The sequence below is a fragment of the Spirillospora sp. NPDC048824 genome (assembly GCF_043198455.1).
Taxonomy (GTDB): domain Bacteria; phylum Actinomycetota; class Actinomycetes; order Streptosporangiales; family Streptosporangiaceae; genus Spirillospora.
Map to the genome: position 1 here is coordinate 370,475 of NZ_JBICUS010000007.1, position 21,165 is coordinate 391,639.

The window sequence follows — 21,165 nt, forward strand, 5'->3', positions numbered from 1 at the left end:
AAGTCCAATATTCTGGCTTTGTGTCACGGGACACAAAACCCGTGAGCAGAGAGTGCTATGCGATCGCCTTCTGGCCATATCAACGCTGTCGTGTCAAACTTAAAGGGTTCGCCGCCCAGCGACCACTGGAGATCACATGCAGGACCCCGGAAACCTCCAGGTCAGCCGACTCGACTTCTCCAAAGTCTCCTTCGATCGGCTGGACGAGATCAGCGAAAGCGCACTGTGGCACGCCGTGAACGAGATACTCGACCCACGGTATGACGGCGACGCCATCGCGGCCTTCAACTCTTTCGCGTCACCACCGGGCGACGACGAGACCTGATTGGCCGGATACGGTCAGCCACTCACCCCGGCCGCCATTCTGGGCGTCGTACTCGACATCCAGAACATCTGCCCTCAGAGCAGGACGGCAACGAGTGAGCTCTCCCGCCCCACTTCCTGGTACAGGATTCGCGCTGTTTGTGGGGCCCAGGTTCTTCACCACAGAAGCGCGCGCTATTCACTGCCGGGACAGCGACACCAAACTCGCCGGAGGGCGGACGTCCGGCAGGCCGGTGGCCATCGGCCAGGCGGAGACGCTCTTCCACCGGTCACCGATCTACGCGGCGTCGGCGGCATCCAGGTGTTCGGGCCGCGTGCCGGCCGATCCCGGACCCCGCCGTGTGCTCCGGCAGGCCTTCGACCCATGGCCGCGTTGGCGGGTCGGCCACCACGCCCGTCCGTCCGGTGAGGTACTCCGAGCCTTGGCGCTCTCCACCCTGTCACGGACGGACGCCACTGGGCGGGCGCTCGACGCCGTCCTCGCCGAGCCCGCCGACGGCGGCCCGGTGCTCCTCCGGGCCGCAGGGGGCGGAGGACCTGCGACAGCGAGACCATCCCCTGCGATATCACATGACGGTCAGTAAGGTTTACAAGTCGAACCGGGGGAAGTATGCAGGACGTGGCCGTTGTTGGACTCGCGATCGGCTCAGCCACGATTCTTGGCACTGTTATGGCAACCGTCGGGGGTTTCGTTGCCGAATGGCGCCGCACACGGCACGCAAGCCGCCAAGAGCGAGATCAGCGGGTTGAAAGGGAACAGGAGGCACATCAACGAGAACTGCAGGCGTCTCTCGCGGAGGTACGGCTTGCGGTGATCAAGGTTAGCGTCGGGACGCAACTCGTCCAGGACATGCGGCGGACAGATGCCGCCCGATTGGACAATCGTGATTTACCCGATCGAATCAGACGCATAAGGGATGATTACCCCAAAGCAGAAGCCGCTCTTCTCGGACTCTGGGGTATCAGCCACAGCGAAGAGACTCGAGAGGTGGTCGCGTCCCTCCTGGAGGAGGTGGCGTGGGCTTTCCAGTACGGTAAGTCCGCGGGTGGAGCGGATGTCGACCCCGTCGAGGTCGATCGCCGGATCAAGCAGCGGGTTCAGCAACTGAGCATCGCGGTGACCGCCGAGGGCACCTGCCCACAGCGGCCGGGCGAACACTGACCACGCTGCTGGATCGCCCTCGAAATACTGCCTGATCCACTACAGTGCTGTGCGGCTCTACCGGTAACCCCTTGCTTTTAAGAGCCCCGCTCTTGACGGGAAGGAGGTAAGCTTGGCAGCTTTGCACGTTCGGCGGAGATGGCGGGCAAAGAAATCACCTTCCCTTGGTCGTGATTTCACCTGGCTTACCTTCGGCTCAGGCGTTTCACAACTGGGCTCAGTGAGCGCGATGGCCGCGTTTCCATTGCTTGCCCTGTCGGTGATGGATTCACCTGTTCTGGCGGGTTGGGTGACTGCGGCGGGAACCCTCCCGCCCTTGCTACTCCAACTCCCCGCGGGCGTTCTCATCGAGCGAAGCGACTACAGGCACGTGATGGTCGCCACCCAGGCCATAAGAGTGGCCTCAGCCCTGATGCTCCTGGCCGCCTTCCGGATGTTCGACGAACCGGTCGCCGCCCTGCTGATCGCGGCCGCGGTGGAAGGCGCCTGCGCGGTCTTGTTCGCGACCGCCGAGCTCACCTCCGTACCCAGAGTCGTCCAGAGCCAACTGCTGCCGATCGCGATCGCGAGAAACGAGGCGCGCAGCCAAGGAGCCCTGTCCATGGGCCGCCCACTCGGCGGCTTTCTGGTAGCGGTCGGTCACTACGGCCCCTTGCTGATCAACCTGGTCGCCGGTCTCACCGCGCTTCTCTCGGTACTGAGAATGGATGGCCGGTTTTTCAGGACGCAGATTCCAGATGATACGGGGATGGTCAACGCCTTAAAAATCGGGCTGGCCGCCTTTTGGAACAGGCGTTTCCTGCGCGCCATCATGTTCGTCTGCATAGTGACGAACGTACTGTTCCAGATCGTCATACTTCTTTTCATTGTGCTGGCGAAGCAGGAGCAAAGGTCCACGCTCTTCATCGGAGTCATCCTGGCCGCCTCCGGCATCGGCGGCCTGATCGGCGCGTTCTCGGCCCGGTGGCTGATCACCGTCGACCGGAAACTCAGCGTCCTTGTGGCCTGCTCCGGAGCGTGGCTAGTCCTGACCGCCGTCATCGCCTTCACCCATCAACCCGTCGCCATGGTCACCGCCTGGGGCGGCATCGGCTTCGTCGGCGCAAACGTGAACGTCGCGCTGAACCTCTACCAGGCGAGTGAGATCGAGCAGCACCTTCTCGCCAGGGTCGCAAGCGCCAGCAATCTCATCAGCCGCAGCTCTGCCGCCGCCGGCGCCCTCTGCGCCGGATACATCGTCTCCGCCTGCGGCCCGACGCGGTCCGCCGAAGTCGTCTTCTGGCTGATGCTCGGGCTCACGGTCGGCGTATTCGCCTTGGCGATCGGCATCACCTGCCAGCGCCGAACCACCGCCCCTCACCCGGAGCCGACCATCGACGACCGAGCCCCCGAGCCGGCCTACGCCACAGACCGGCATGGCAGGGACAACGGGCAGGATGCCGCGATTGACCCCGAGCAGGATCGGCAATACGCGTTTCCAGGAGTACCGGCCTGAACTGAACGCGAGCGAGCCGGCCCCGATTGTTCCCGCCTGGTACCGCGGGTCCGACTGTGGCCATCGCCGACCTTGTCGGCCTGTTCCATGGCGGTGTCTTTGACCTCGCCTGATGCTGGGTCCATGTGGCGTTGGTCGAGGAGTCCGTGGACGTGGGTGGTGCCGGCGAGTGTGGGCGCGGGGGTGATCCCCTTGCTGGTGACGTCGGGACCGTTGGCCTCCGGTCAGGTGAGGGAGGTGTCGCCGAGCGACTGCAGCAGGGTGCGCAGCGCGTCGGCTAGACCGTCCGCCTGGTCGCGATCGAGGGCCTGGAGCAGGCGTGTCTCGTTAGCGATGTGCAGGGCGAACAGGTCGTCGATGGTCTGGCGGCCGTGGGGGGTGAGTCGGATCCGCACCGTGCGGCGGTCGACGGCGTCGGGGACCCGTTCGACGAGGTTCTTGGTCACCATGCGGTCGATGCGCTTGGTGATGGCGCCCGAGGTGACCATGGACGCCTTGACGAGCTGGCCGGGGGTCAGCTCGTAGGGTTCGCCCGAACGCCGGAGCGTGGTCAGAACGTCGGCCTCGCTGTTGTCCAGGCCGTGCCGGCGGAAGAAGCCCTGGATCTCCGCCTCCAGCAGCCGGGCAAGCCGTTGGATTCGGCCCACCACCCCGACCGGCCAGATGTCCACGTCGGGACGCTCCCGGCGCCAGGCGTCCATCACCGCGTCTACGGCGTCACCCATCTCACGCCCCCTCTTGCTAGTCTCTTATCGGTATCTTACCAAGAAGAGATATGAGGGAAGGTGTTCATGTCCCGCAACATGGAAGCGGCCCGGGCCGCTTACCAGACGTTCGCTGACGGCGACCTCGACCGGTTCGTCGAGTCACTCGACCCCGGCTTCGTCTCCCGGCAGTCGGCGGCAGTCCCCTGGCGCGGCACCTACCGGGGACATGAAGGCGTGCGGGAGATGTTCGGCAAGGTCGCCGAACATGCCGATGCCACCTACGAACCGGCCCAGTTCATCGAAGGCCGGGAGCACATCGTCGTCGTCGGCAACGCCCGCATCACCCCCCGCGGCACCGGGACGGCGACCACCGTCCGGGAACTGCACGTCTGGCACGTCAAGGAAGGCCGACTGCTCGGCCTGGACGTCTTCCTCAACGCCCCCGCACCGCTCCTGGCCGGGCTCGGGGCCTGAGCCGGTTTTGAACGCTCCAACGATCACCCCCGGGCACAAAGGAGATGACATTGTCCTGGCTGGACGGCGACTACCCACCCCCTCGCTATCACCAAGACCACGGTGAGATCAGCGGCCTTTCCGCTCCGCCGGCACACCGGCCGCCCCCATCACACCGTCCGGCGGACGGACCGACTATCTCGCCACCAAGGCATCGACCAGCGGCGAGTTCGGCCTCTACCGGGTCCGCATGAGCCCCGAAGCCGCCGACACGAGCACCCACTTCCACAAAACGATGACCGAATCGTTCTACGTCATAGCCGGCACCCTGCGGGTCTACGACGGCCGACGATGGGTCGACGCATCGGCGGGAGACTTCTTCCACGTGCCGCCGGGCGGCCTGCCCTCCTTTGGGAACCAGTCCGGCAAGCCGGTCGACTTCCTGAGGCTGTTCGCCCCCGGTGCGGCCCGGGAAGGCTACTTCGAAGGGGTCGGCCACCTCGCCGGCATGAGCGACGAGGAACGGATCGCCTTCTTCGTCCACCACGACAGCTACTTCACCGACATGGTCAAGGGCCCGGCGGCGCAGTCATGGCAGGCCCGCAGCGCACCGTGACACGAACCCGGTCCTGAGATGGGGCGGAGGCCGCTGCTGACACCGAGAAACCGGTGGCTGCTGCGGACGTGTTCGCACGCGTCATGGACGAGGTCGCCCAGACCCTGCTGTTAGCAAGCCTGGCAGCAAAGAAGCCCCTTCCAAGATCGGAAGGGGCTTCTGACGTGGGAGCCGCCTAACGGAATCGAACCGTTGACCTATTCATTACGAGTGAATCGCTCTGCCGACTGAGCTAAGGCGGCGTGCCGTGCGGGCACGGCGGGAAGCAGTCTACCGGGTCCGCGGGAGTGGGTGCGCACCGGTTATTCAGGGGCAGGTGGTGCCGTCCTTGGGTGGGTCGGTGGTGATCAGGTAGTTGTCGGTGGCCTTGGTGATGCAGGGGTTGCCTTGCAAGTAGGCGGTGTGGCCGTCGCCGTCGTAGGTGAGGAGGACGCCGCTGGAGAGCTGGTCTGCGAGGCTTTCGGCCCACTTGTAGGGCGTGGCCGGGTCGCGGGTGGTTCCGATGACGACGATGGGGGCGGCGCCCTTGGCGGCGATGGGTTTCGGCTCCTCCTTGGTCTGGACGGGCCAGTAGACGCATGGGAGGCCGCCCCAGACGACGAAGGGGCCGAAGAGGGGGGCGGCCTTCTCGGCTTCGGCGGCGGCCTTGCCGTAGGTGGCGAGGTCCGGGGGGTTGGGTTTGTCAACGCAGTTGACGGCCATGTTGGCGTCGGTCTGGTTGCTGTAGGTGCCGTTGGGTTCGCGCTCGACCATCTCGTCCGCGAGGGTGAGGAGGGTCGTGCCGTCGGCGTCCTGGATGGCCTGGGTGAGGGCTTGGCGGAGGACGGGCCAGTACTCCTTGACGTAGAGGGATCTGGCTATGCCCATCACGGCCAGGGACTCGGTGACCTTGCGGGAGTCCCGGGTGCTGCTGAGCGGCTTCTTGTCCGTCGCCGCAAGGAAGGAGGCGATTTTGGCTATGACCGCGTCGGCGGAATCGCCGAAGGGGCAGCCGCCTGTCTTGACGCAGTCGTCGGCGAACGCGCGCAGGGCCGTCTCGAAGCCCTTGGCCTGCTCGGTCAGTAGTTCGGTTGAGGACAGCTTGGGGTCGACGGCGCCGTCCAGAGCGAGGGCCCGGACGTTCTTGGGGAACTGTTCGGCGTAGAAGGCGCCCAGGTAGGTGCCGTAGGAGGCGCCGTAGTAGGTGAGCTTCCGGTCTCCCAGGGCGGCACGGAGGACGTCCATGTCGCGGGCGGCGTTGACGGTGCCCACGTGGGGGAGTTCGGCCGCGGCCTTGGTCTCGCAGTTCTGGGCGAACTCCTTGCCTTCGGCGCCTAGAGCGCTGGTCTCGCTCTCGCTGTCCGGGGAGGCGTCGGTGGCGAAGAAGTCGTCCAACTGGGGGCCTGTGTTGCAGCGGACGGGGGCGCTGTCGGCCACGCCGCGGGGGTCGAAGCCGACGATGTCGAAGCGGCCGCGCAGGTCGTCGCCGAAGGCGCGGGCCGCCTGGCGGACGAAGTCGACCCCGGAACCGCCGGGGCCACCGGGATTGGTGAACAGTGAGCCGATCCGGTTCGATCCGTCCTCGGCCGGGAGCCTGATGACGGCGATGCCGACCTTGTCACCGGACGGCTTGGCGTAGTCCAGAGGCACCTGGACGGTCGTGCATTCGAAACCGTCCTCGCAGCCCTTCCAGGACGGTTTCTGGCTGTAGAACGGTTCGAGCCCTGCGGGGGCGGCGGGCGGGGCCGTCTCCTCTTTCTCTGGGCTGTCGCTGCATCCGGTGGCCGTCGCGAACGCCAGCACGGTGGCCACGCTGATGAACCTTGCTGCCCGCACCTGGACCCCGTCTCGTCGTAGCGGCACGTACGCCGCCGCCTACGCTACGTCGGTGCGGTGGCCCGGGGCTACTTCCCTCCGTATTCGTGTTCGATGCCGTCGAGCAGCCAGTCGAGGCCCTGCTCGAAGTTCGGTCGGCGTGGCCGGATCTGGGCGTGTGCATCGAAATAGGGGTGGTGGCCGGGTGGTTGCCCAGGCATGAGCACATCGCGGAAGACCGGCGTCAGGATCGAGGAGAGCGGCAAGCGCGTCAGGGCCTATCTCGGCGGCCATCTGGTGGCCGATACGACGGGGGCGTCCCTCGTCTGGGAGATCCCCTACTACCCGACCTATTACTTCCCCGCCGCGGACGTGCGGGCCGAACTCGTCGAGGACGGGCCGGGCAAGCGTTCGCCGAGCCGGGGCGACGCGACCGCGTACACGGTGAAGGTGGACGGCGCCCAGGCCGAGGGCGCCGCGCTCCGGTACGTCGAGTCGCCCATCGAGGAGTTGCGCGGCCTGGTGCGTCTGGAGTGGGACGCGATGGACGGCTGGTTCGAGGAGGACGAGGAGGTCTTCGTCCATCCGCGCAGCCCGTACACGCGCGTCGACGTCCTGGCGTCGTCGCGGCATGTGCGGGTGGAGGTGGACGGGGTGACGGTCGCGGAGTCGTCCAGCCCGCGGCTGCTGTTCGAGACGGGCCTGCCGGTGCGGTACTACCTGCCGAAGACGCATGTCCGGATGGACCTGCTCGAACACACCGACACGGCGACGCACTGCCCGTACAAGGGCACCGCGGAGTACTGGTCGGTGCGTGCGGGGGGCGACGTTCACCGGGATCTCGCCTGGTCGTATCCGGTTCCGCTGGATGAGAGCCGCAAGGTCGCGGGGCTGGTCTGCTTCTACAGCGAGAAGGTCGACATCTACGTCGATGGCGTCCGGCAGGAGCGGCCGAAGACCCACTTCTAAGGACGGGCGTTCATCACCCGGGCGTGGAAGAACTAGCCGTATCCGACAATCCTCGTTCGCGTTCTTGTCAGCCAGGCATCACATCATCGAATGGAACATCACTCGATGGTGTGATGCCTGTCGCTTTGCCACCCGAAGTCTTGAAACAGCTCCCTACGCATCCGTAGCTTACGGAACCGTAAGTTAGCGCGTCTTCAGGGAGGCAACATGACCACCGCACCGCGCGCCGGGGAGACGACGCGGACCACCGCGCCGCAGGCCCGCCCCGCACCGGGCCGGGCACGCAAAGCGGCACGGATCGCCGGGGGTGTCCGGTACCTCACCACACCGCTGCTGCCGGAGGACTACCTCGGTCTGCTGAACCCGCTGTGGTCCACGGCCGAGCTCCGGGGCCGGGTCGAGGCCGTCCGGCATGAGGCTCCGGCCGCGGCGACCCTGGTGATCAAGCCGGGGCGGGCGTGGCAGGGGCATCGGCCGGGCCAGTGGGTCAAGGTCGGCGTGGACATCGGCGGTGTCCGGCACTGGCGGACGTTCTCCCTGTCGTCCCCGCCGCGACCGGACGGGCGCATCACCGTGACCGTCAAGGCCGCACCGGACGGGTTCGTGTCCGCGCATCTCGTCAACGAGATCCGGCCCGGCGCGATCGTGCGGCTGGCGCAGGCGGAGGGTGACTTCGTGCTGCCGTCGCCCGTTCCCGGCAAGCTGCTGTTCGTGACGGCGGGCAGCGGGATCACGCCGGTCATGGCCATGCTGCGGCACCTGGGCGGCGTGTCCGACGTCGTGCTCGTCCATTCGGACCGGACGGCGGGGGACGTCATCTTCGGCGCCGAACTCCGCGCGATGTCGGGTCTGCGCCTGCATGAACGCCACACGGCGTCGGACGGCAGGTTCGGGCCGTCGGAGCTGTCCGAGGTCTGTCCCGACTGGGCGGAGCGCGAGGCGTGGGCGTGCGGTCCCGGAGCGATGCTGGACGATCTCGGGGAGCACTGGCGCGCCTCCGGGGCCGGGGAGCGGCTGCGCGTCGAGCGTTTCCGGACCGTGCTGCAGGGGCCCGCGGGCGAAGGCGGGCACGTGACGTTCACCAGAAGCGGTGTCGAGGCCGACGCGGACGGGGCCACGCCGCTTCTGGTGGCCGGGGAGGACGCGGGGGCGCTGCTGCCGAGCGGCTGCCGGATGGGCATCTGCTACAGCTGCGTCGGCCGCCTGTGCTCCGGCAAGGTCCGTGACCTGCGCACCGGCGAGGTGCACGGCGAGGAGGGCGAGATCGTCCAGACCTGTGTCTCGGCCGCCGCCGGCCCCGTGGAAATCGAACTCTGAGGGGAGCACGACGATGACGATCACGATGACGACCGAGGGCCTGACGGCCGACGACCACGAGGCCATCGCCCGCGAGCTGGATGCGCTCCGCGACGAGATCACCGCCGGGCTCGGCGAACACGACGCGTCCTACATCCACCGGGTGATCCGCTGGCAGCGCGGCCTGGAGATCGGTGGCCGGGCACTGCTGATGGCGTCGTCGCTGCCGCCCGCCTGGGTCGCCGGGACAGCGACGCTCGCCGTCGCGAAGATCCTGGAGAACATGGAGATCGGGCACAACGTCATGCACGGCCAGTGGGACTGGATGCGCGACCCGAAGATCCACTCGACGACGTGGGAGTGGGACAACGTGTCCCCGGCCGAGCAGTGGAAACACTCGCACAACTTCATCCACCACACGTTCACCAACGTGATCGGCAAGGACAACGACGTCGGGTACGGCATCCTGCGCGTCGCGCCCGAGCAGCCTTGGAGCCCCGCCCAGATCGGGCAGCCGCTCTACAACCTGCTGCTCGCGATGTTCTTCGAGTACGGCGTCGCGGTGCACGACCTTGAGATCGACAAGATCCGGGCGGGCGAGCACGACGAGGAGGTGACCAAGGAGAAGCTGCGCGCGATCGGACGCAAGATCCGCCGCCAGTGGGGCAAGGACTACCTGGCGTTCCCGCTGCTCACCGGCCCGCAGTTCTTCTCCACGCTGACCGCGAACTTCACCGCGAACGTCGTCCGCAACATCTGGGCCCACATGATCATCTTCTGCGGGCACTTCCCCGGGGACGTCGAGGTGTTCGAGGAGGAGCTCCTGGACGGTGAGACGAGGGGCGAGTGGTACGTCCGGCAGCTCCGCGGTTCGGCCAACATCTCCGGCGGGGGCCTGTTCCACCTGATGACCGGCAACCTCAGCCACCAGATCGAACACCATCTCTTCCCGGACCTGCCGAGCAACCGCTACGCCGAGATCGCCCCGCGCATCCGGGCGCTGTGCGAGAAGTACGACCTGCCGTACCACACTGGTTCACTGTCCAGGCAGGTCACCGGCACCTGGAAGAAGATCTTCCGGTACGCGCTGCCCGGCGGGACGCCCGGTTCGAAGACCGCCTGAGCGGCCCGGACACCGGTCAGCCGAGGGCCTGGGCCACGGGGAGGAAGAGGCGCGACGGGTCGTTCGCGACGGGGTCGCCGTATTCCATGATCGTCGTGGTGAACGCGGGCCGGAGGCCGTGCTCCTCCGCCCAGGCGATCAGCTCGGGATGCCGGTGGTCGACGTCGAGCCGTACCGGTCCTTCTGGGACGACCTCCTCCACGAGCGTGAGCGCGGTCTCCGCGTCCTGCGCCATGACGGGGCCGACGATGACCCTGGCGTCGTTCCTCCATGCACCGCCGTAACCCAGGATGCCGGTCTCGCCTCGGACGACCCGTAGCGTCTCGCAGAACGAAGGCAGGCCGTCGACCAACTGCGAGCGGTCGGCACCGAACACCTCGGTATCGAGTGCGTGAACGGCGGCCATGTCGGCTGCCTCTACCGGCACGGTCACTCCACGCCCGGACGGGCCATCCGACACGCCCGTGTACGTGGTGCACAGGCCCACAGAACGGAAACCCAGGCGCTCATACAAGGGACGTCCGTACTCCGTGGCGGTGAGGCAGATGCTTGCCGTCCGGCAGTTGTCCATAGCGTGCCGCATCAGCCGCGCACCCAGGCCACGCCGTTCGAAACGCTTGGCGACCAGCACCATGCTGATGGCCGCGACGTCCTTCCCGTAGGACGTGCACACGACCGTCCCGGCGAGTTCACCGTCCCCGTCCTCGACGCCGTAGACGTCGCCGACCGAGAACAGGAACCGCCACTTGTGATCCTCCCGGCCCCACTCGCGGTCCTCGGCGAGCCGCTGGCAGGCGCCGAGGTCGTTGATGCCGAGCAACCGCACGTCCCCGTCCATGGGACGCGACGCTAGATCGCCCCCTGCCGCCCCACAAGCGGATTTCGCGCGGCGCAAGCGGACGCCCTCGGGGTCAGCCCGTCCAGCGGACGGTGGTGGCGGCCCAGGTGTAGCCGGTGCCGGCGGCCAGGAGGAGGGCGATGTCGCCGGGCTTGAGGCGGCCCGCGCGGGATGCCCGGTCCAGGGACAGGAGCGAGTCGACGCCGCTCATGTGGCCGGTGTCGTCCAGGTAGGGGGCGTGGTCCAGAGGGACGCCCAGAACCGAGAGCAGGCCCTCGTGCATGGAGCGCTTCATGTGCAGGACGCAGAGCTGGGCGATGTCGTGCAGCGCATACCCGGAGCGTTTGAGGGCACCCTCGGCGACCTGGAGGAAGTTGGGAAGGGAGACCCTGTCCAGGCCCTCCTTCATCGCCGCGGGGTCGGCGACGTCGAGCATGTGGCGGCCGGCGCGGACCGTCGCGTGGCTGGCGGGTTCGGCGCTGCCGCCGGCGGGGACGCGGACCTGCCCGGCGAACGAGCCGTCGGTGATCATCTCGGTCTCCAGGATGTCGGCGACGCCGCCGTCCCGGGTGAGCAGCACGGCGGCGGCGCCGTCGCCGAAGCCGAACGCGAAGCGGGAGCGTTCGTTGGCGTAGTCGAGCAGGGACGACTCGCGGGACGCGGCGACCGCCAGCACCTTCGCGAGGCGCGGCTCGGCGAGCATGAGGGCGCGGCAGACGCGCAGCGCGACCGGGGTACCGCAGGAGACGTAGTCCAGTTCCAGGGCGAACGCGCGGTTCGTCCCGAGGAGGTGGGCGATGCGGGGTGCGGCGTGCCAGACGGGATGGTCCTTCCAGGTGGAGCCGAAGTAGACGACCGCGTCGACGTCGGCGGGGTCGGTGCCGGTCTCCTCCAGGACGCGGGCGCCCACCGTGGCGGCCATGTCGCTGACATGCTCGCCGGGCGCCGCGATGTGCTTGCCGCGCAGCCCGAACCGTCCGGTGATCACCTCTTCCGGGATGGCGCTCGCGGCGGCGATCTCGGCCGCGGACATCCAGCGTTCGGGCAGGTAGCTCGCGGTGCCCGCGATGCCGATCGTCACGCTGCGCCCTTCTTACGGGTCAGGCGGGCCGGGACGGTGAGGGACGCCAGGCCGCCGGGGAGGAACAGGACCAGCACCACGAAGATGGTGCCGAGGACGAACATCGGTTCGCTCAGCGGCCCGCCGAGGCCCGTGGACAGTTCGCCGAGCCGGTGGTCGAGGTAGGTGTAGGCGAGGCCGCCGATGAGCGCGCCGTGCGGCCGTCCCGTGCCGCCCAGCACCACCATCACCAGCAGGCCGAGGGTGAAGGTGGCGTCGGTGACCTCGGCGTGGGCGCCACCGGAGATCAGCGCGTAGGCCATCCCGGCGAGGGTGGCGAAGAACGAGGCCAGCACGCACGCCATCAGCTTGTAGGTGTAGGGGCGCAGGCCCAGGACCGCCACCCGGTTCTCGTTGTCGCGGATCGCCTGCCAGACCTTCCCCGGACGGGACGCGAGCGCCCAGCGGAGGGCGGCGGCGGTCACGACGAGCAGGCCGAGGGCCATCCAGTACCGGTTGGGGGCGTTGACGACGCCGACGAGCGAGTCGGGGAGTGGGTCGTAGGCGAGGGCGAGACCCAGTTCGCCGCCGGTGACGTCCAGCGGGTCGCGTACGACGAAGATGGCGCCCGCCTGCGCGAACGCGAGTGTGGCCATCGCGAACGCGATTCCGCCGACGCGCAGGCAGATCGCCGACAGGACGAGCGGCAGGACCAGGCCCGCGACGACCGTCCAGGCGAGGACGCCGGCGAGGCCCAGTTCGGTCTCGGCCAGCACGATCGCGGTGGTGTACATGCCGAGCGCGACGTACAGGCCGTGCCCGAAGGACAGCAGCCCGGTGTAGCCGAACAGCAGGTCGTAGGTGATCGCGACGGTGGCCATCACGAACATCAGCGAGAGCAGGTGCAGCACGCCGGGCGAGTTGAAGCCGCCGTCGAACAGGAAGGGGATCTCGATCCTGAGCCTCGGCAGGGAGGCCGCCAGCACGAGCACGGCGACGATGACCAGGGGCCGCCTGCCGCGGACGGGCCCGGGACCGGCCGTCGCCTGCGGGCGGACCCTGGTCATGAGTTCCTTCATACCTGTGTCGTTCATGCGGCGGCCCTCCCGAGCAGGCCCTGCGGGCGGATGAGGAGCACGCCGGCCAGCAGCAGCACCACGATCAGGTCGCCGGCGCCGACGAGGCCGTAGAAGTTGGCGTACTGCTGGAGCAGGCCCACCAGCACGGCGGCCAGCGCGCAGCCGCGGAACGAGCCGAGCCCGCCGATGATCACGACGATGAACGCGAAGATCAGCAGCTCGGTGCCCTGGCCCGGCGACACCACGTTGTTGATCGCGCCGGTGAACGCGCCCGCGAGCGCGGCGAGCGCGCCGCCGAACGCGAACACGAGGGTGAACGAGCGGCGGACGTCGATGCCGAGCGCGGTCACCATCGCGCGGTTCTCCACCCCGGCCCGGATCACCAGGCCGTAGCGGGTGCGGGCGAGGAACGCCGACATGCCGGCGTAGACGCCGACCGCGACGGCGATGATGAGGAACCGGTTGTTGGGGACGGGCGCGCCGAACACCTCGGTGACCTGGTTCATCCAGTGCGGCGTCGTCAGCTTGCGGGCGTCGGAGCCGAAGGCGGAGCGGACCAGTGCGGTGACGGCCAGCAGGATGCCGACGGTGAGCAGGACCTGCGGGACGTGCGAGCCGTACAGCCTGCGAAGCAGGGTGATCTCCATGACGGCGGCGAGCAGCGCGCAGAACACCATCGACACCAGCACACCGAGGGTGAAGCTTCCGGTGGCGTCCACGACGACCCAGGCCGCGTAGCCGCCGAGGGTGAGGAACGCGCCGTGCGCGAAGTTCAGCACGTCCATCAGGCCGAAGATCAGCGACAGCCCGGAGGCGACCAGGAAGTACAGCGCGGCCAGGCCGAGGCCGGTGATGGTCAGGAGCACGAACGTGGACATCAGTGGGCCACCCCCACACCCAGGTAGGCGCGCGTACGGTCGGGATCGCCCAGCAGTTCGGCCGCTTCCCCGGACCACACGACCCGGCCCTGGTCGAGGACGACGGCGTCGCGGGCGAGCCGCCGCACCAGCGTGAGGTTCTGCTCGACGAGCAGGATCGTGACCAGCTCGGCGGCCTTGGTGAGGGCCTCGGCCAGTTCGGTGACCAGGTGCGGGGCCAGCCCCTGGCTGGGCTCGTCGACCAGCAGCAGCCGGTTGTCGTTGAGCAGCGCGCGGGCCAGCGCGAGCATCTGCTGCTCGCCGCCCGACATCGTCCCGGCGCGCTGGGCGAGGCGTTCGCGCAGCCGCGGGAAGAGCTCGTACACCAGGTCGTAGTGGTGCGCGGAGCCGGATCGTGCGGCGAGGCGGAGGTTCTCGGCGACGGTGAGGCCGGCGAACACCTCGCGGTCCTCGGGGACGTAGCCGACGCCGCGCTGGACGACCTCGTGGGTCGGCAGCGCGACCGTCTCCACGCCTTCCAGCGACACCGAGCCCCGGCGCGGGACGAGGCCGAGGAGCCCGCGCATCGTGGTGGTCTTGCCGACGCCGTTGCGGCCCAGCAGCGCGGTGACGCCGCCTTCGCGGACGCCGAACGAGACGCCCTGCAGGACATGCGACTCGCCCAGGTGCACATCGAGGTCCTTCACCTGCAGCATCACAGCTCCTCCCCCAGGTAGGCGGACTGGACGAGGGGGTCGGCCATCACGGCGCCCGGCTCGTCGCAGGCCAGCAGGGTGCCGTGGTGCATCACGGCCATCCGGTCGGCGAGCCCGACGACGACGTCCATCCGGTGCTCGACCAGCACGATCGTGGTGCCGAGGGTGTCGCGGACCGAGCCGATGACGGCGGTCAGCTCGGGGACGTCCTCGGCGCTCATCCCGGCGGTCGGCTCGTCCAGCAGCAGCACCAGCGGCTTGCCGACGATGGCCAGCGCGACCTCCAGCTTGCGCTTGCCGCCGTGGGACAGGGACGCGGCGAGGTCACCGGCCCGGTCGGCGATGCCGACCAGCTCCAGCGCCTCGCGCGCCTCGTCCACCGCGGCGTCGGCGGCGGTGACGCGGCGCCACAGGGCGAGGCTGCCGCCGCGGTGCGCCTGGGCGGCGAGCCGCACGTTCTCCAGCACGGTCAGGGTGGGGAACAGGCTGGTGATCTGGAAGCTGCGGGCCAGGCCGAGCCGGGCCCGCCGGAAGACCGGGACGCCCGTGACGTCCCGGCCGTCCAGCTCGACCCGTCCCGCGGTGGGTTTGCGCAGGCCGGTGAGGAGGTTGAACAGGGTCGTCTTGCCGGCGCCGTTGGGCCCCAGGACGGCCATGATCTCCTTTGGCCTGACCTCCAGCGAGACGTCCCGCAGGATCTGGACGCCGCCGATCGCGACGCCCAGCCCATGAGTCCGCAGGACGCTCACTTGCCCTCCGAGACGGGCGGGGCCACCTTCTCCTGCGGCAGGACGCCGTTCAGCTTGGGCGTGGTGCCCTCCAGCCCCGCGAGGAACATCGGCTGGAGCAGTGCGTGGTCTTCGGGACGGACGGTCATCTCGCCCTTGGGCCCGGTGAACGACCAGCCCTCCAGACCCTTGATCATCTTCGCCGTGTCGCCGCCCTGCTCGACCGCGCGGACGACCATCTGCGCGGCGGTGAAGCCGTCGGTGTGGAAGATGTCGGGCGTGGTGCCGAGTTCCTTCGCCATCGCCTTGGCGGGCTCGTTGCCGGAGGCCTCGGCGAAGTAGTGCGCCAGGAAGTTGATCTTTCCGGCGGCGGGGCCGAAGGTGTCGAACGTGGCGCGGTCGGCCAGCCCGGTGACGACCTTGGTGGAGTCGAAGACCTTCTGCTGCGCGAGGGTGCGCCACATGTTGGCGGCGGTGTCACCGGCCCAGGCGACGAACAGCAGGTCCGGCTCGGCGTCGATGACCTGCCGGGCGAACGGGGTGAAGTCGGTGGTCTTCAGCGGCACCAGGACCGGCTTGACGGTCGCGCCGCCGGCCTTGCCGAGCACGGCCTCGACGGCGGCGACGTTGGCCTTGCCGAACGCGTAGTCCTGGGCGAAGACCATGACCGTCTTGCCCTTGACCGTGCCGAGGAAGGACTCGGCGGCCTTCACGTCCTGCCAGGTCTGCCGGCCGGACCGGAAGGTGTGGTCGTTGGCGCCGGTGATGGTGTCGGCGGCGGCCGCGCCGCTGATGAACAGGACCTTGTTCTGGTCGGCGAGCGGGGCGAGCTGGGTCGCGACACCGGACGACACCGACCCGGTGAGGATCTTGTATCCCTTGCCGATCAGGTCGGTGGCGGTGGCGGTCGCCTTCGCCGGGTCGCTCGCGTCGTCATGGTAGGTGACCTCGATCTTGGTGCCGCCGGCCTCGCCGGTGCCCTTCGTCGCGTAGCTCAGCCCGGCCTTGAAGCCCTCGGTGAACTGCTTGCCGTAGGCGGCGACCAGCCCGCTGGTGGAGGTCACCACCCCGACCTTGACCGCGCCGCCGGACTCGGCGGACGTACCGGAGGTGCCGCTCGCGCAGCCGGCCAGGGTTCCGGTCAACATCATCGCCGCCACGGCGGCAAGCGCTGTTCCACGCCTTCTCATGGGGGTGGGCTCCTTCGTGCCGGGATTCATTTCGGGGGGAATTGGCGGGCCATCACGAGCGCCTCGCCTTCGCACAGGACACGGCCGCCGGCGGTGGCGACGGTGCGGAGGTCGACCAGCGCCTTCTCAGGGCGGACGGCGCTGATCGTCACGGTGGCGCGGATCCGCTCGCCGGGCCTCGCCGGGGACGCGAAACGCAGATCCTGCTTGAGGTACATGGTTCCGTTGCCCGGCAGGTCGGTGCCGAGCAGCGTGGAGAACAGGCCCGCGATCAGCGGTTCGGGGACGGTGCCGGTCTCGGGCGTCCCGCCGGTCAGCTCGGTGTATCCGGCCAGGTCGGCCTCGGTGAAGACGCGGCTGATCTCGGCCCGGCGGCCGATGGCGGTGTCCCACCAGGTCGTCACGTCAGCTCTCCCTGGAACTTGCAGACGGTGGTGCCGTCGGTCCTGGTCACGCCGAGGGTGATCGCCCCGTCCAGCGCGGTGGCGGAGACGGTGACGCGCTCACCGGCCCGGGTGGGTGCGGGGAAGACGAGTGAGGTGGTGGCGAACGCGGCCTCCGGGTGGTGGCGCCGGATCGCCGTGCGGATCAGGGAGTACAGGTACATGCCGTGCGCGACCGTGCCGCCGAACGCGGTCGTCGCGGCGTAGACCGGGTCCACGTGGATCGGGTTGTCGTCGCCGCTCAGCTCGGCGAAGCGGGTGAAGTCGTCCTGGGTGACGGTGAACTCCTCGCGCCACGCCACCGGGCGCAGGCGGCTCTTGACGATCTTCCCGGTGGCGTTGCGCGGGAGTGCGGCCACGAACTCGACGTGCTTGGGGACCTTGTATCCGGCGAGGCGCTCACGGCAGTACGCGCGGATCTCGTCGGCGTCCGGGGCCGTTGCTCCGGCCGCGGCCACGTCACCGCCCGGGACGACGATGACGGCCTTGCCCACCTCGCCCCAGCGTTCGTCGGGGACGCCCACGACGGCTGCCTCGGAGACGGCCGGGTGCCCGTACAGGACCGCCTCGACCTCGGCCGGGTAGACGTTCTCGCCGCCGGAGATGTACATGTCCTTGACCCGGTCGACGATCGTGTAGTCGCCGTCGGCGTCGCGGCGGGCGACGTCGCCCGACCGCAGCCAGCCGTCCTCGGTGAAGGACCGGCGGGTCAGCTCCGGCTGGTTCCAGTAGCCGGGGGTGACGCCCGGACCGCGGATCAGCAGCTCCCCCTCGTCCGCGCCGGCTCCGCGGTCCCCGCCGTCGAGAGCGACCTCGACGAACGCCTGCGGGCGGCCGACCGTCCCCGCCTTGCTGAGCGCGTTGCGTTCGTCGACCAGGAACACGGTCGGGCCCGTCTCCGTCATGCCCATGCCCTGCCGGACCGTGATGCCGCGTTCGGCGAGGGCGGTGAGCAGCGGCACCGGCATCGCGGCGCCGCCGCAGGCCCACGAGCGGACCCCGGACAGGTCGGTGCGTCCGAAGTCCTCGTGCTGATGAAGGAGCTGGTACATGGTGGGGACGCCGAAGAACGCCGTCACCCGTGTGGAGAGGGTCCGCAGCACCTGCCCGGGGTCGAACTCGTGCTGGATCATCGCGGTACCGCCGGCCAGCAGGGTGGGCAGGGTGTGGAGGTTGATGCCGCCGGTGTGGAAGAACGGCAGCGCGTTGAGCGTCGTGTCGGCGCCGGTGAGGCCGATCGCGGTGCCGATGTTGAGGTGGTTGACGACCGCCATCCCGAAGGTCTGGATCACGCCCTTGGGCCGTCCGGTGGTCCCGGACGTGTAGAGCAGGTACCAGGGGTCGGTCTCGTCGCGGAAGCCCTCGGGCCCTACCTCGCCGGGCGCGTCGGCGAAGGTGTCGATCGCGACCGCCCTGGGGTCGAGCTCCCGCGCGGCGGGCGCGTGCACATCGTCGCCGACGACGAGGGACGGCGAGCAGTCGGCGGCGATCCGGGCCAGTTCGGGAACCGGGAGCCGCCAGTTCAGCGGGACGAGCAGCGCACCGATCCGGCCGCACGCCAGCAGCAGCTCGATGATCTCGACCCGGTTGCCCGACAGCACCGCGACCCGGTCCCCGGCGCGCACACCGAGGTCGTCGCGCAACCGCCAGGCCGTCCGGGACACCCTGCCGGCCGCCTCGCCGTAGGAGAACTCGCGGGCGCTCAACGTGTCGACGAGGGCGATCGCGTCGGGGTCGAGACCGGCGCGGGCCGCGATCAGGTCGGGCACTCTCATGGTCGTTTCCGGTCCTCACTGGAGTCGCCTCCGCTGAGGAAGGCGATCATGCCTTCGCGGGCTTCGGGTGTGGTGACCTGGCGGACGAAGGCGCGGCGTTCGGCTTCCAGGCGGGCCGCCACCGTGTCCAGGTCGGGGGTGAGGAGGCGCTTGGCAACGGCGACGGCGCGGCGCCCGGTCAGTTCGGCGGCGGTGTCGCGGGCGGCCCGGCGGACGTCGTCGTGGAGGCCGTGGGCCAGGCCCCAGGCGACGGCGGTGGGGGCGTCGATCGTCTCGTTGAGGAGCTGGACGGCGGTGGCGCGGGCGCGTCCGATGCGTTCGGGAAGCAGGGCGGTCCAGCCGCCGTCCGGGCCGAAGCCGACCACCGTGTACCAGGGTGCGAAGGACGCCTCAGGGCCGGCCAGCACGATGTCGGCGGCCAGGACCAGGCCGAGGGAGCCGCCGGTCACGGGGCCGTGCACGGCCGCGACCGTGGGGACCTCCAGGCGCAGGAGCGCGAGGACGGCCCGGTTGAGGAGGCCGACGATCTCGTCGGCGTACTCGGCGAGGGCCTTGTCGCCCGCCTCATCGCCCGCGTTGTCGCCCGCCTCGTCGGAGCGAGGCGTTCCGAGGGGTGCGCGGGGACGCCCCTCCACGGGCAGCCCGGCGCGTTCGGCGAAGGCGCGGACGTCGCCGCCGGTGGAGAATGAGCGGCCCTCGGCCGCCAGCACCACCGCGCGCGTCTCGTCCGGGAGGCCCTCGACCGCCGTGAGGAGATCGGTCAGCAGCCGCGGGACGAGGCTGTTGTGGCGCCGCGGGCGGTCCAGGGTGAGGGTCGCCACGCCGGCGGCCGACTCCGTTCTGACCAGCATCGACCTGCCTTTCCGTGGCGAACATGAGACCTGAGTCACCTGGAAGGTACGCAGCCCCGGGTCAGCCCGTCAAGGGTGGAATGAGAGGTGATTCACCTGTTATCTTGACGTCATGAGCGCCGTCGAGACACCCACCAGCGCCCGGGGCACGCCGCTGTCCAGCCGGGGCGAGCGCACCCGCCGCAAGTTGCTCGACGCCGCCGAGCGGGTCTTCGCCGAGCTGGGCTACTACGACGCCTCGATCGTCAAGCTCACCGAGGCCGCCCAGGTCTCGCAGGGCACCTTCTACATCTACTTCGAGAGCAAGCAGGAGATCTTCGACGAGCTGGTCGGCGACCTGAACCGCCGGGTCCGGCACGCGATGCACGAGGCGTCCGCGCAGGGCACCACCCGGGCTGAGAGCGAACGGCTCGGCTTCGCGGCGTTCTTCCGGTTCACCGCCGAACATCCGGCCCTGTACCGGATCATCAGGCAGGCCGAGTTCGTCTCCCCCGCCGCGCTGCACGACCACTACGCCAAGATCGCCGAGGGCTACATCGCGGGGCTGCGCGAGGCCATGGACGCAGGCGACGTGGTCGAGGCCGATCCGGAGGTGCTCGCCTGGGCGCTGATGGGGGTCGGCGAGCTGATCGGGATGCGCTGGATCCTGTGGAACGGGCCGGAACCGCGCGAGGTCCCGCCCGAGGTGTTCGAGCAGATGTACGGGTTCATCACCCGGGGTCTGCTGCCTCGCTAGCTCCGCTCATTCCCCGCTCCTTCTCGGCGGGGCATCGCCGCCGCGTGCGGCGTTCGCCGCGTGCGGCGGCCGCGGCGGTTCAGCCGTCGTCGTCCGGGCCGTCGTTGTACAGGGCGTCGTGCTGGCGGCGGGGAGAGCAGACCGATGCGGACGGGCAGGAGCACCGGCCGCCGCCGTTGAGGCGGACGGTGACCTTGTCCGAGGGGACGTTGCGTCCCACGACCTGGCCGGGGCCGTTCGGGGTGTCCACGCGGGAGCCCAGGGCCGGCATCCTCTCGTGCGCCTTGACGTAGAGCGGGTGCTCGTACTTGAGGCAGCACATCAGGCGGCCGCAGGCGCCGGCGATGCGGAGCGGGTTGACGGGGAGGTCCTGGTCCTTCGCCATGCGGACGGAGACGGGCTCGAAGTCCTTGAGGAACGTGGCGCAGCACAGGTCGCGGCCGCACGGGCCGATGCCGCCCTGGAGGCGGGCCTCGTCGCGGGGCCCGACCTGGCGCAGTTCGACGCGCGCCTTGATGCCGCGGGCGAGGTCGCGGACGAGGGCACGGAAGTCGACCCGGTGCGGAGCCGTGAAGTAGATCTTGAAGACGTTGTCGGTGTCGAGGTAGTCGACGCCGATGACCTTCATCGGGAGTTCGTGCTTGCGGATGAGGCGCTTGGCGATCGAGCGGCCCTCGGCGCGGCGGCGGCGGTTGGCCTCGTCGCGGGCGAGGTGCTCGTCGGTGGCGGGGCCGGCGCATTCGGGAAGTCCGCCGATGTCGTCGGACACCCACTGGGGCGCCCACACGCACTCGGCGACTTCGGGCTCGGTGTCGGTGGGGACGAGGACCTTGTCGCCGACCTGCGGCGTGTGCGGACCTGGGTCGAGATAGTAGAGGCGGCCGTACCGGGTGAAGCTGACTGCCATCACCATGCCCACGGTTTCGCTCCGTTCGCCCGGTTTTGTACGGTCC

At 69.3% G+C, this 21,165-nt stretch carries 22 protein-coding genes and 1 tRNA gene; 9 read left to right on the forward strand and 14 right to left on the reverse strand.

Annotation, left to right across the window (positions count from 1 at the left end; genetic code table 11):
- The first annotated feature begins 136 nt into the window (after positions 1-136).
- From ACGFIS_RS17075 to ACGFIS_RS17085, 3 genes are all read left to right on the forward strand, one after another.
- Positions 137-325, forward strand: coding sequence for a hypothetical protein (locus ACGFIS_RS17075; RefSeq protein ID WP_392905900.1), 189 nt, complete (start codon positions 137-139; stop codon positions 323-325).
- A gap of 618 nt (positions 326-943) precedes the next feature.
- Complete coding sequence (locus ACGFIS_RS17080; protein ID WP_392971546.1) at positions 944-1,486, forward strand: hypothetical protein; 543 nt, start codon at positions 944-946, stop codon at positions 1,484-1,486.
- Between the two features lie 112 nt (positions 1,487-1,598).
- Positions 1,599-2,981 (forward strand): MFS transporter, encoded by a 1,383-nt coding sequence (locus tag ACGFIS_RS17085; RefSeq protein ID WP_392905902.1) that lies wholly within the window; start codon positions 1,599-1,601, stop codon positions 2,979-2,981.
- A 224-nt stretch (positions 2,982-3,205) separates the two neighbouring features.
- Here ACGFIS_RS17085 and ACGFIS_RS17090 read toward each other — a convergent pair whose 3' ends face one another.
- Positions 3,206-3,706 (reverse strand): MarR family winged helix-turn-helix transcriptional regulator, encoded by a 501-nt coding sequence (locus ACGFIS_RS17090; RefSeq protein WP_392905903.1) that lies wholly within the window; start codon positions 3,704-3,706, stop codon positions 3,206-3,208.
- Positions 3,707-3,772: 66 nt separating this feature from the next.
- On the opposite strand from ACGFIS_RS17090, the gene ACGFIS_RS17095 reads away from it, so the two are divergent.
- Both ACGFIS_RS17095 and ACGFIS_RS17100 read left to right on the forward strand, forming a co-directional pair.
- The gene (locus ACGFIS_RS17095) at positions 3,773-4,162 is read left to right on the forward strand and encodes a nuclear transport factor 2 family protein (protein WP_392905904.1); all 390 of its coding nucleotides are present in this window, start codon (positions 3,773-3,775) and stop codon (positions 4,160-4,162) included.
- 229 nt (positions 4,163-4,391) lie between these two features.
- Complete coding sequence (locus ACGFIS_RS17100) at positions 4,392-4,757, forward strand: cupin domain-containing protein (RefSeq protein WP_392905905.1); 366 nt, start codon at positions 4,392-4,394, stop codon at positions 4,755-4,757.
- A 169-nt stretch (positions 4,758-4,926) separates the two neighbouring features.
- On the opposite strand, the gene ACGFIS_RS17105 is transcribed toward ACGFIS_RS17100, so the two are convergent.
- A tRNA-Thr gene (locus tag ACGFIS_RS17105) sits at positions 4,927-4,999 on the reverse strand.
- Positions 5,000-5,063: 64 nt separating this feature from the next.
- The gene (locus tag ACGFIS_RS17110) at positions 5,064-6,548 is read right to left on the reverse strand and encodes an alpha/beta hydrolase (RefSeq protein WP_392905906.1); all 1,485 of its coding nucleotides are present in this window, start codon (positions 6,546-6,548) and stop codon (positions 5,064-5,066) included.
- A gap of 222 nt (positions 6,549-6,770) precedes the next feature.
- On the opposite strand from ACGFIS_RS17110, the gene ACGFIS_RS17115 reads away from it, so the two are divergent.
- The 3 genes from ACGFIS_RS17115 to ACGFIS_RS17125 all read left to right on the forward strand — a co-directional run bounded on the left by ACGFIS_RS17115 (position 6,771) and on the right by ACGFIS_RS17125 (position 9,939).
- Complete coding sequence (locus ACGFIS_RS17115; protein ID WP_392905907.1) at positions 6,771-7,520, forward strand: DUF427 domain-containing protein; 750 nt, start codon at positions 6,771-6,773, stop codon at positions 7,518-7,520.
- Positions 7,521-7,727: 207 nt separating this feature from the next.
- Positions 7,728-8,837, forward strand: a complete 1,110-nt coding sequence (locus tag ACGFIS_RS17120; protein ID WP_392905908.1) for a ferredoxin reductase — start codon at positions 7,728-7,730, stop codon at positions 8,835-8,837.
- 13 nt (positions 8,838-8,850) lie between these two features.
- Entirely contained in the window at positions 8,851-9,939 is a 1,089-nt protein-coding gene (locus ACGFIS_RS17125) for a fatty acid desaturase family protein (protein ID WP_392905909.1), read from the forward strand.
- A 16-nt stretch (positions 9,940-9,955) separates the two neighbouring features.
- Here ACGFIS_RS17125 and ACGFIS_RS17130 read toward each other — a convergent pair whose 3' ends face one another.
- From ACGFIS_RS17130 to ACGFIS_RS17175, 10 genes are all read right to left on the reverse strand, one after another.
- Positions 9,956-10,777, reverse strand: a complete 822-nt coding sequence (locus ACGFIS_RS17130) for a GNAT family N-acetyltransferase (RefSeq protein WP_392905910.1) — start codon at positions 10,775-10,777, stop codon at positions 9,956-9,958.
- 73 nt (positions 10,778-10,850) lie between these two features.
- Positions 10,851-11,858, reverse strand: coding sequence for a 3-oxoacyl-ACP synthase (locus tag ACGFIS_RS17135; protein WP_392905911.1), 1,008 nt, complete (start codon positions 11,856-11,858; stop codon positions 10,851-10,853).
- Positions 11,855-12,931 carry a branched-chain amino acid ABC transporter permease gene (locus tag ACGFIS_RS17140; RefSeq protein ID WP_392905913.1) on the reverse strand — a complete coding sequence of 359 codons (1,077 nt, stop codon included), beginning with the start codon at positions 12,929-12,931 and terminating at the stop codon, positions 11,855-11,857. The genes ACGFIS_RS17135 and ACGFIS_RS17140 overlap by 4 nt, the downstream gene beginning before the upstream one ends.
- Entirely contained in the window at positions 12,928-13,794 is an 867-nt protein-coding gene (locus ACGFIS_RS17145) for a branched-chain amino acid ABC transporter permease (RefSeq protein WP_392905914.1), read from the reverse strand. Before ACGFIS_RS17145 ends, ACGFIS_RS17140 begins: the two co-directional genes overlap by 4 nt.
- The gene (locus ACGFIS_RS17150) at positions 13,794-14,489 is read right to left on the reverse strand and encodes an ABC transporter ATP-binding protein (protein WP_392905915.1); all 696 of its coding nucleotides are present in this window, start codon (positions 14,487-14,489) and stop codon (positions 13,794-13,796) included. The genes ACGFIS_RS17145 and ACGFIS_RS17150 overlap by 1 nt, the downstream gene beginning before the upstream one ends.
- Positions 14,489-15,238: an ABC transporter ATP-binding protein gene (locus ACGFIS_RS17155; RefSeq protein ID WP_358449407.1), complete on the reverse strand. Its 750-nt coding sequence runs from the start codon at positions 15,236-15,238 to the stop codon at positions 14,489-14,491. Before ACGFIS_RS17155 ends, ACGFIS_RS17150 begins: the two co-directional genes overlap by 1 nt.
- Positions 15,235-16,407 (reverse strand): substrate-binding domain-containing protein, encoded by a 1,173-nt coding sequence (locus tag ACGFIS_RS17160; protein WP_392905916.1) that lies wholly within the window; start codon positions 16,405-16,407, stop codon positions 15,235-15,237. The genes ACGFIS_RS17155 and ACGFIS_RS17160 overlap by 4 nt, the downstream gene beginning before the upstream one ends.
- Before the next feature lie 26 nt (positions 16,408-16,433).
- Positions 16,434-16,811 carry a hypothetical protein gene (locus tag ACGFIS_RS17165; protein WP_392905917.1) on the reverse strand — a complete coding sequence of 126 codons (378 nt, stop codon included), beginning with the start codon at positions 16,809-16,811 and terminating at the stop codon, positions 16,434-16,436.
- On the reverse strand, positions 16,808-18,625 hold the full coding sequence (locus tag ACGFIS_RS17170) for an AMP-binding protein (RefSeq protein ID WP_392905918.1): 1,818 nt from the start codon (positions 18,623-18,625) through the stop codon (positions 16,808-16,810). The genes ACGFIS_RS17165 and ACGFIS_RS17170 overlap by 4 nt, the downstream gene beginning before the upstream one ends.
- On the reverse strand, positions 18,622-19,476 hold the full coding sequence (locus ACGFIS_RS17175; protein ID WP_392905920.1) for an enoyl-CoA hydratase/isomerase family protein: 855 nt from the start codon (positions 19,474-19,476) through the stop codon (positions 18,622-18,624). Before ACGFIS_RS17175 ends, ACGFIS_RS17170 begins: the two co-directional genes overlap by 4 nt.
- 112 nt (positions 19,477-19,588) lie before the next feature.
- Here ACGFIS_RS17175 and ACGFIS_RS17180 point away from each other — a divergent pair, with 112 nt between their 5' ends.
- Positions 19,589-20,212, forward strand: coding sequence for a TetR/AcrR family transcriptional regulator (locus ACGFIS_RS17180; RefSeq protein ID WP_392905921.1), 624 nt, complete (start codon positions 19,589-19,591; stop codon positions 20,210-20,212).
- 79 nt (positions 20,213-20,291) lie between these two features.
- Here the strand turns inward: ACGFIS_RS17180 and ACGFIS_RS17185 are convergent, their stop codons facing one another.
- The gene (locus tag ACGFIS_RS17185; protein WP_392905923.1) at positions 20,292-21,125 is read right to left on the reverse strand and encodes a stage 0 sporulation family protein; all 834 of its coding nucleotides are present in this window, start codon (positions 21,123-21,125) and stop codon (positions 20,292-20,294) included.
- Positions 21,126-21,165 lie beyond the last annotated feature (40 nt).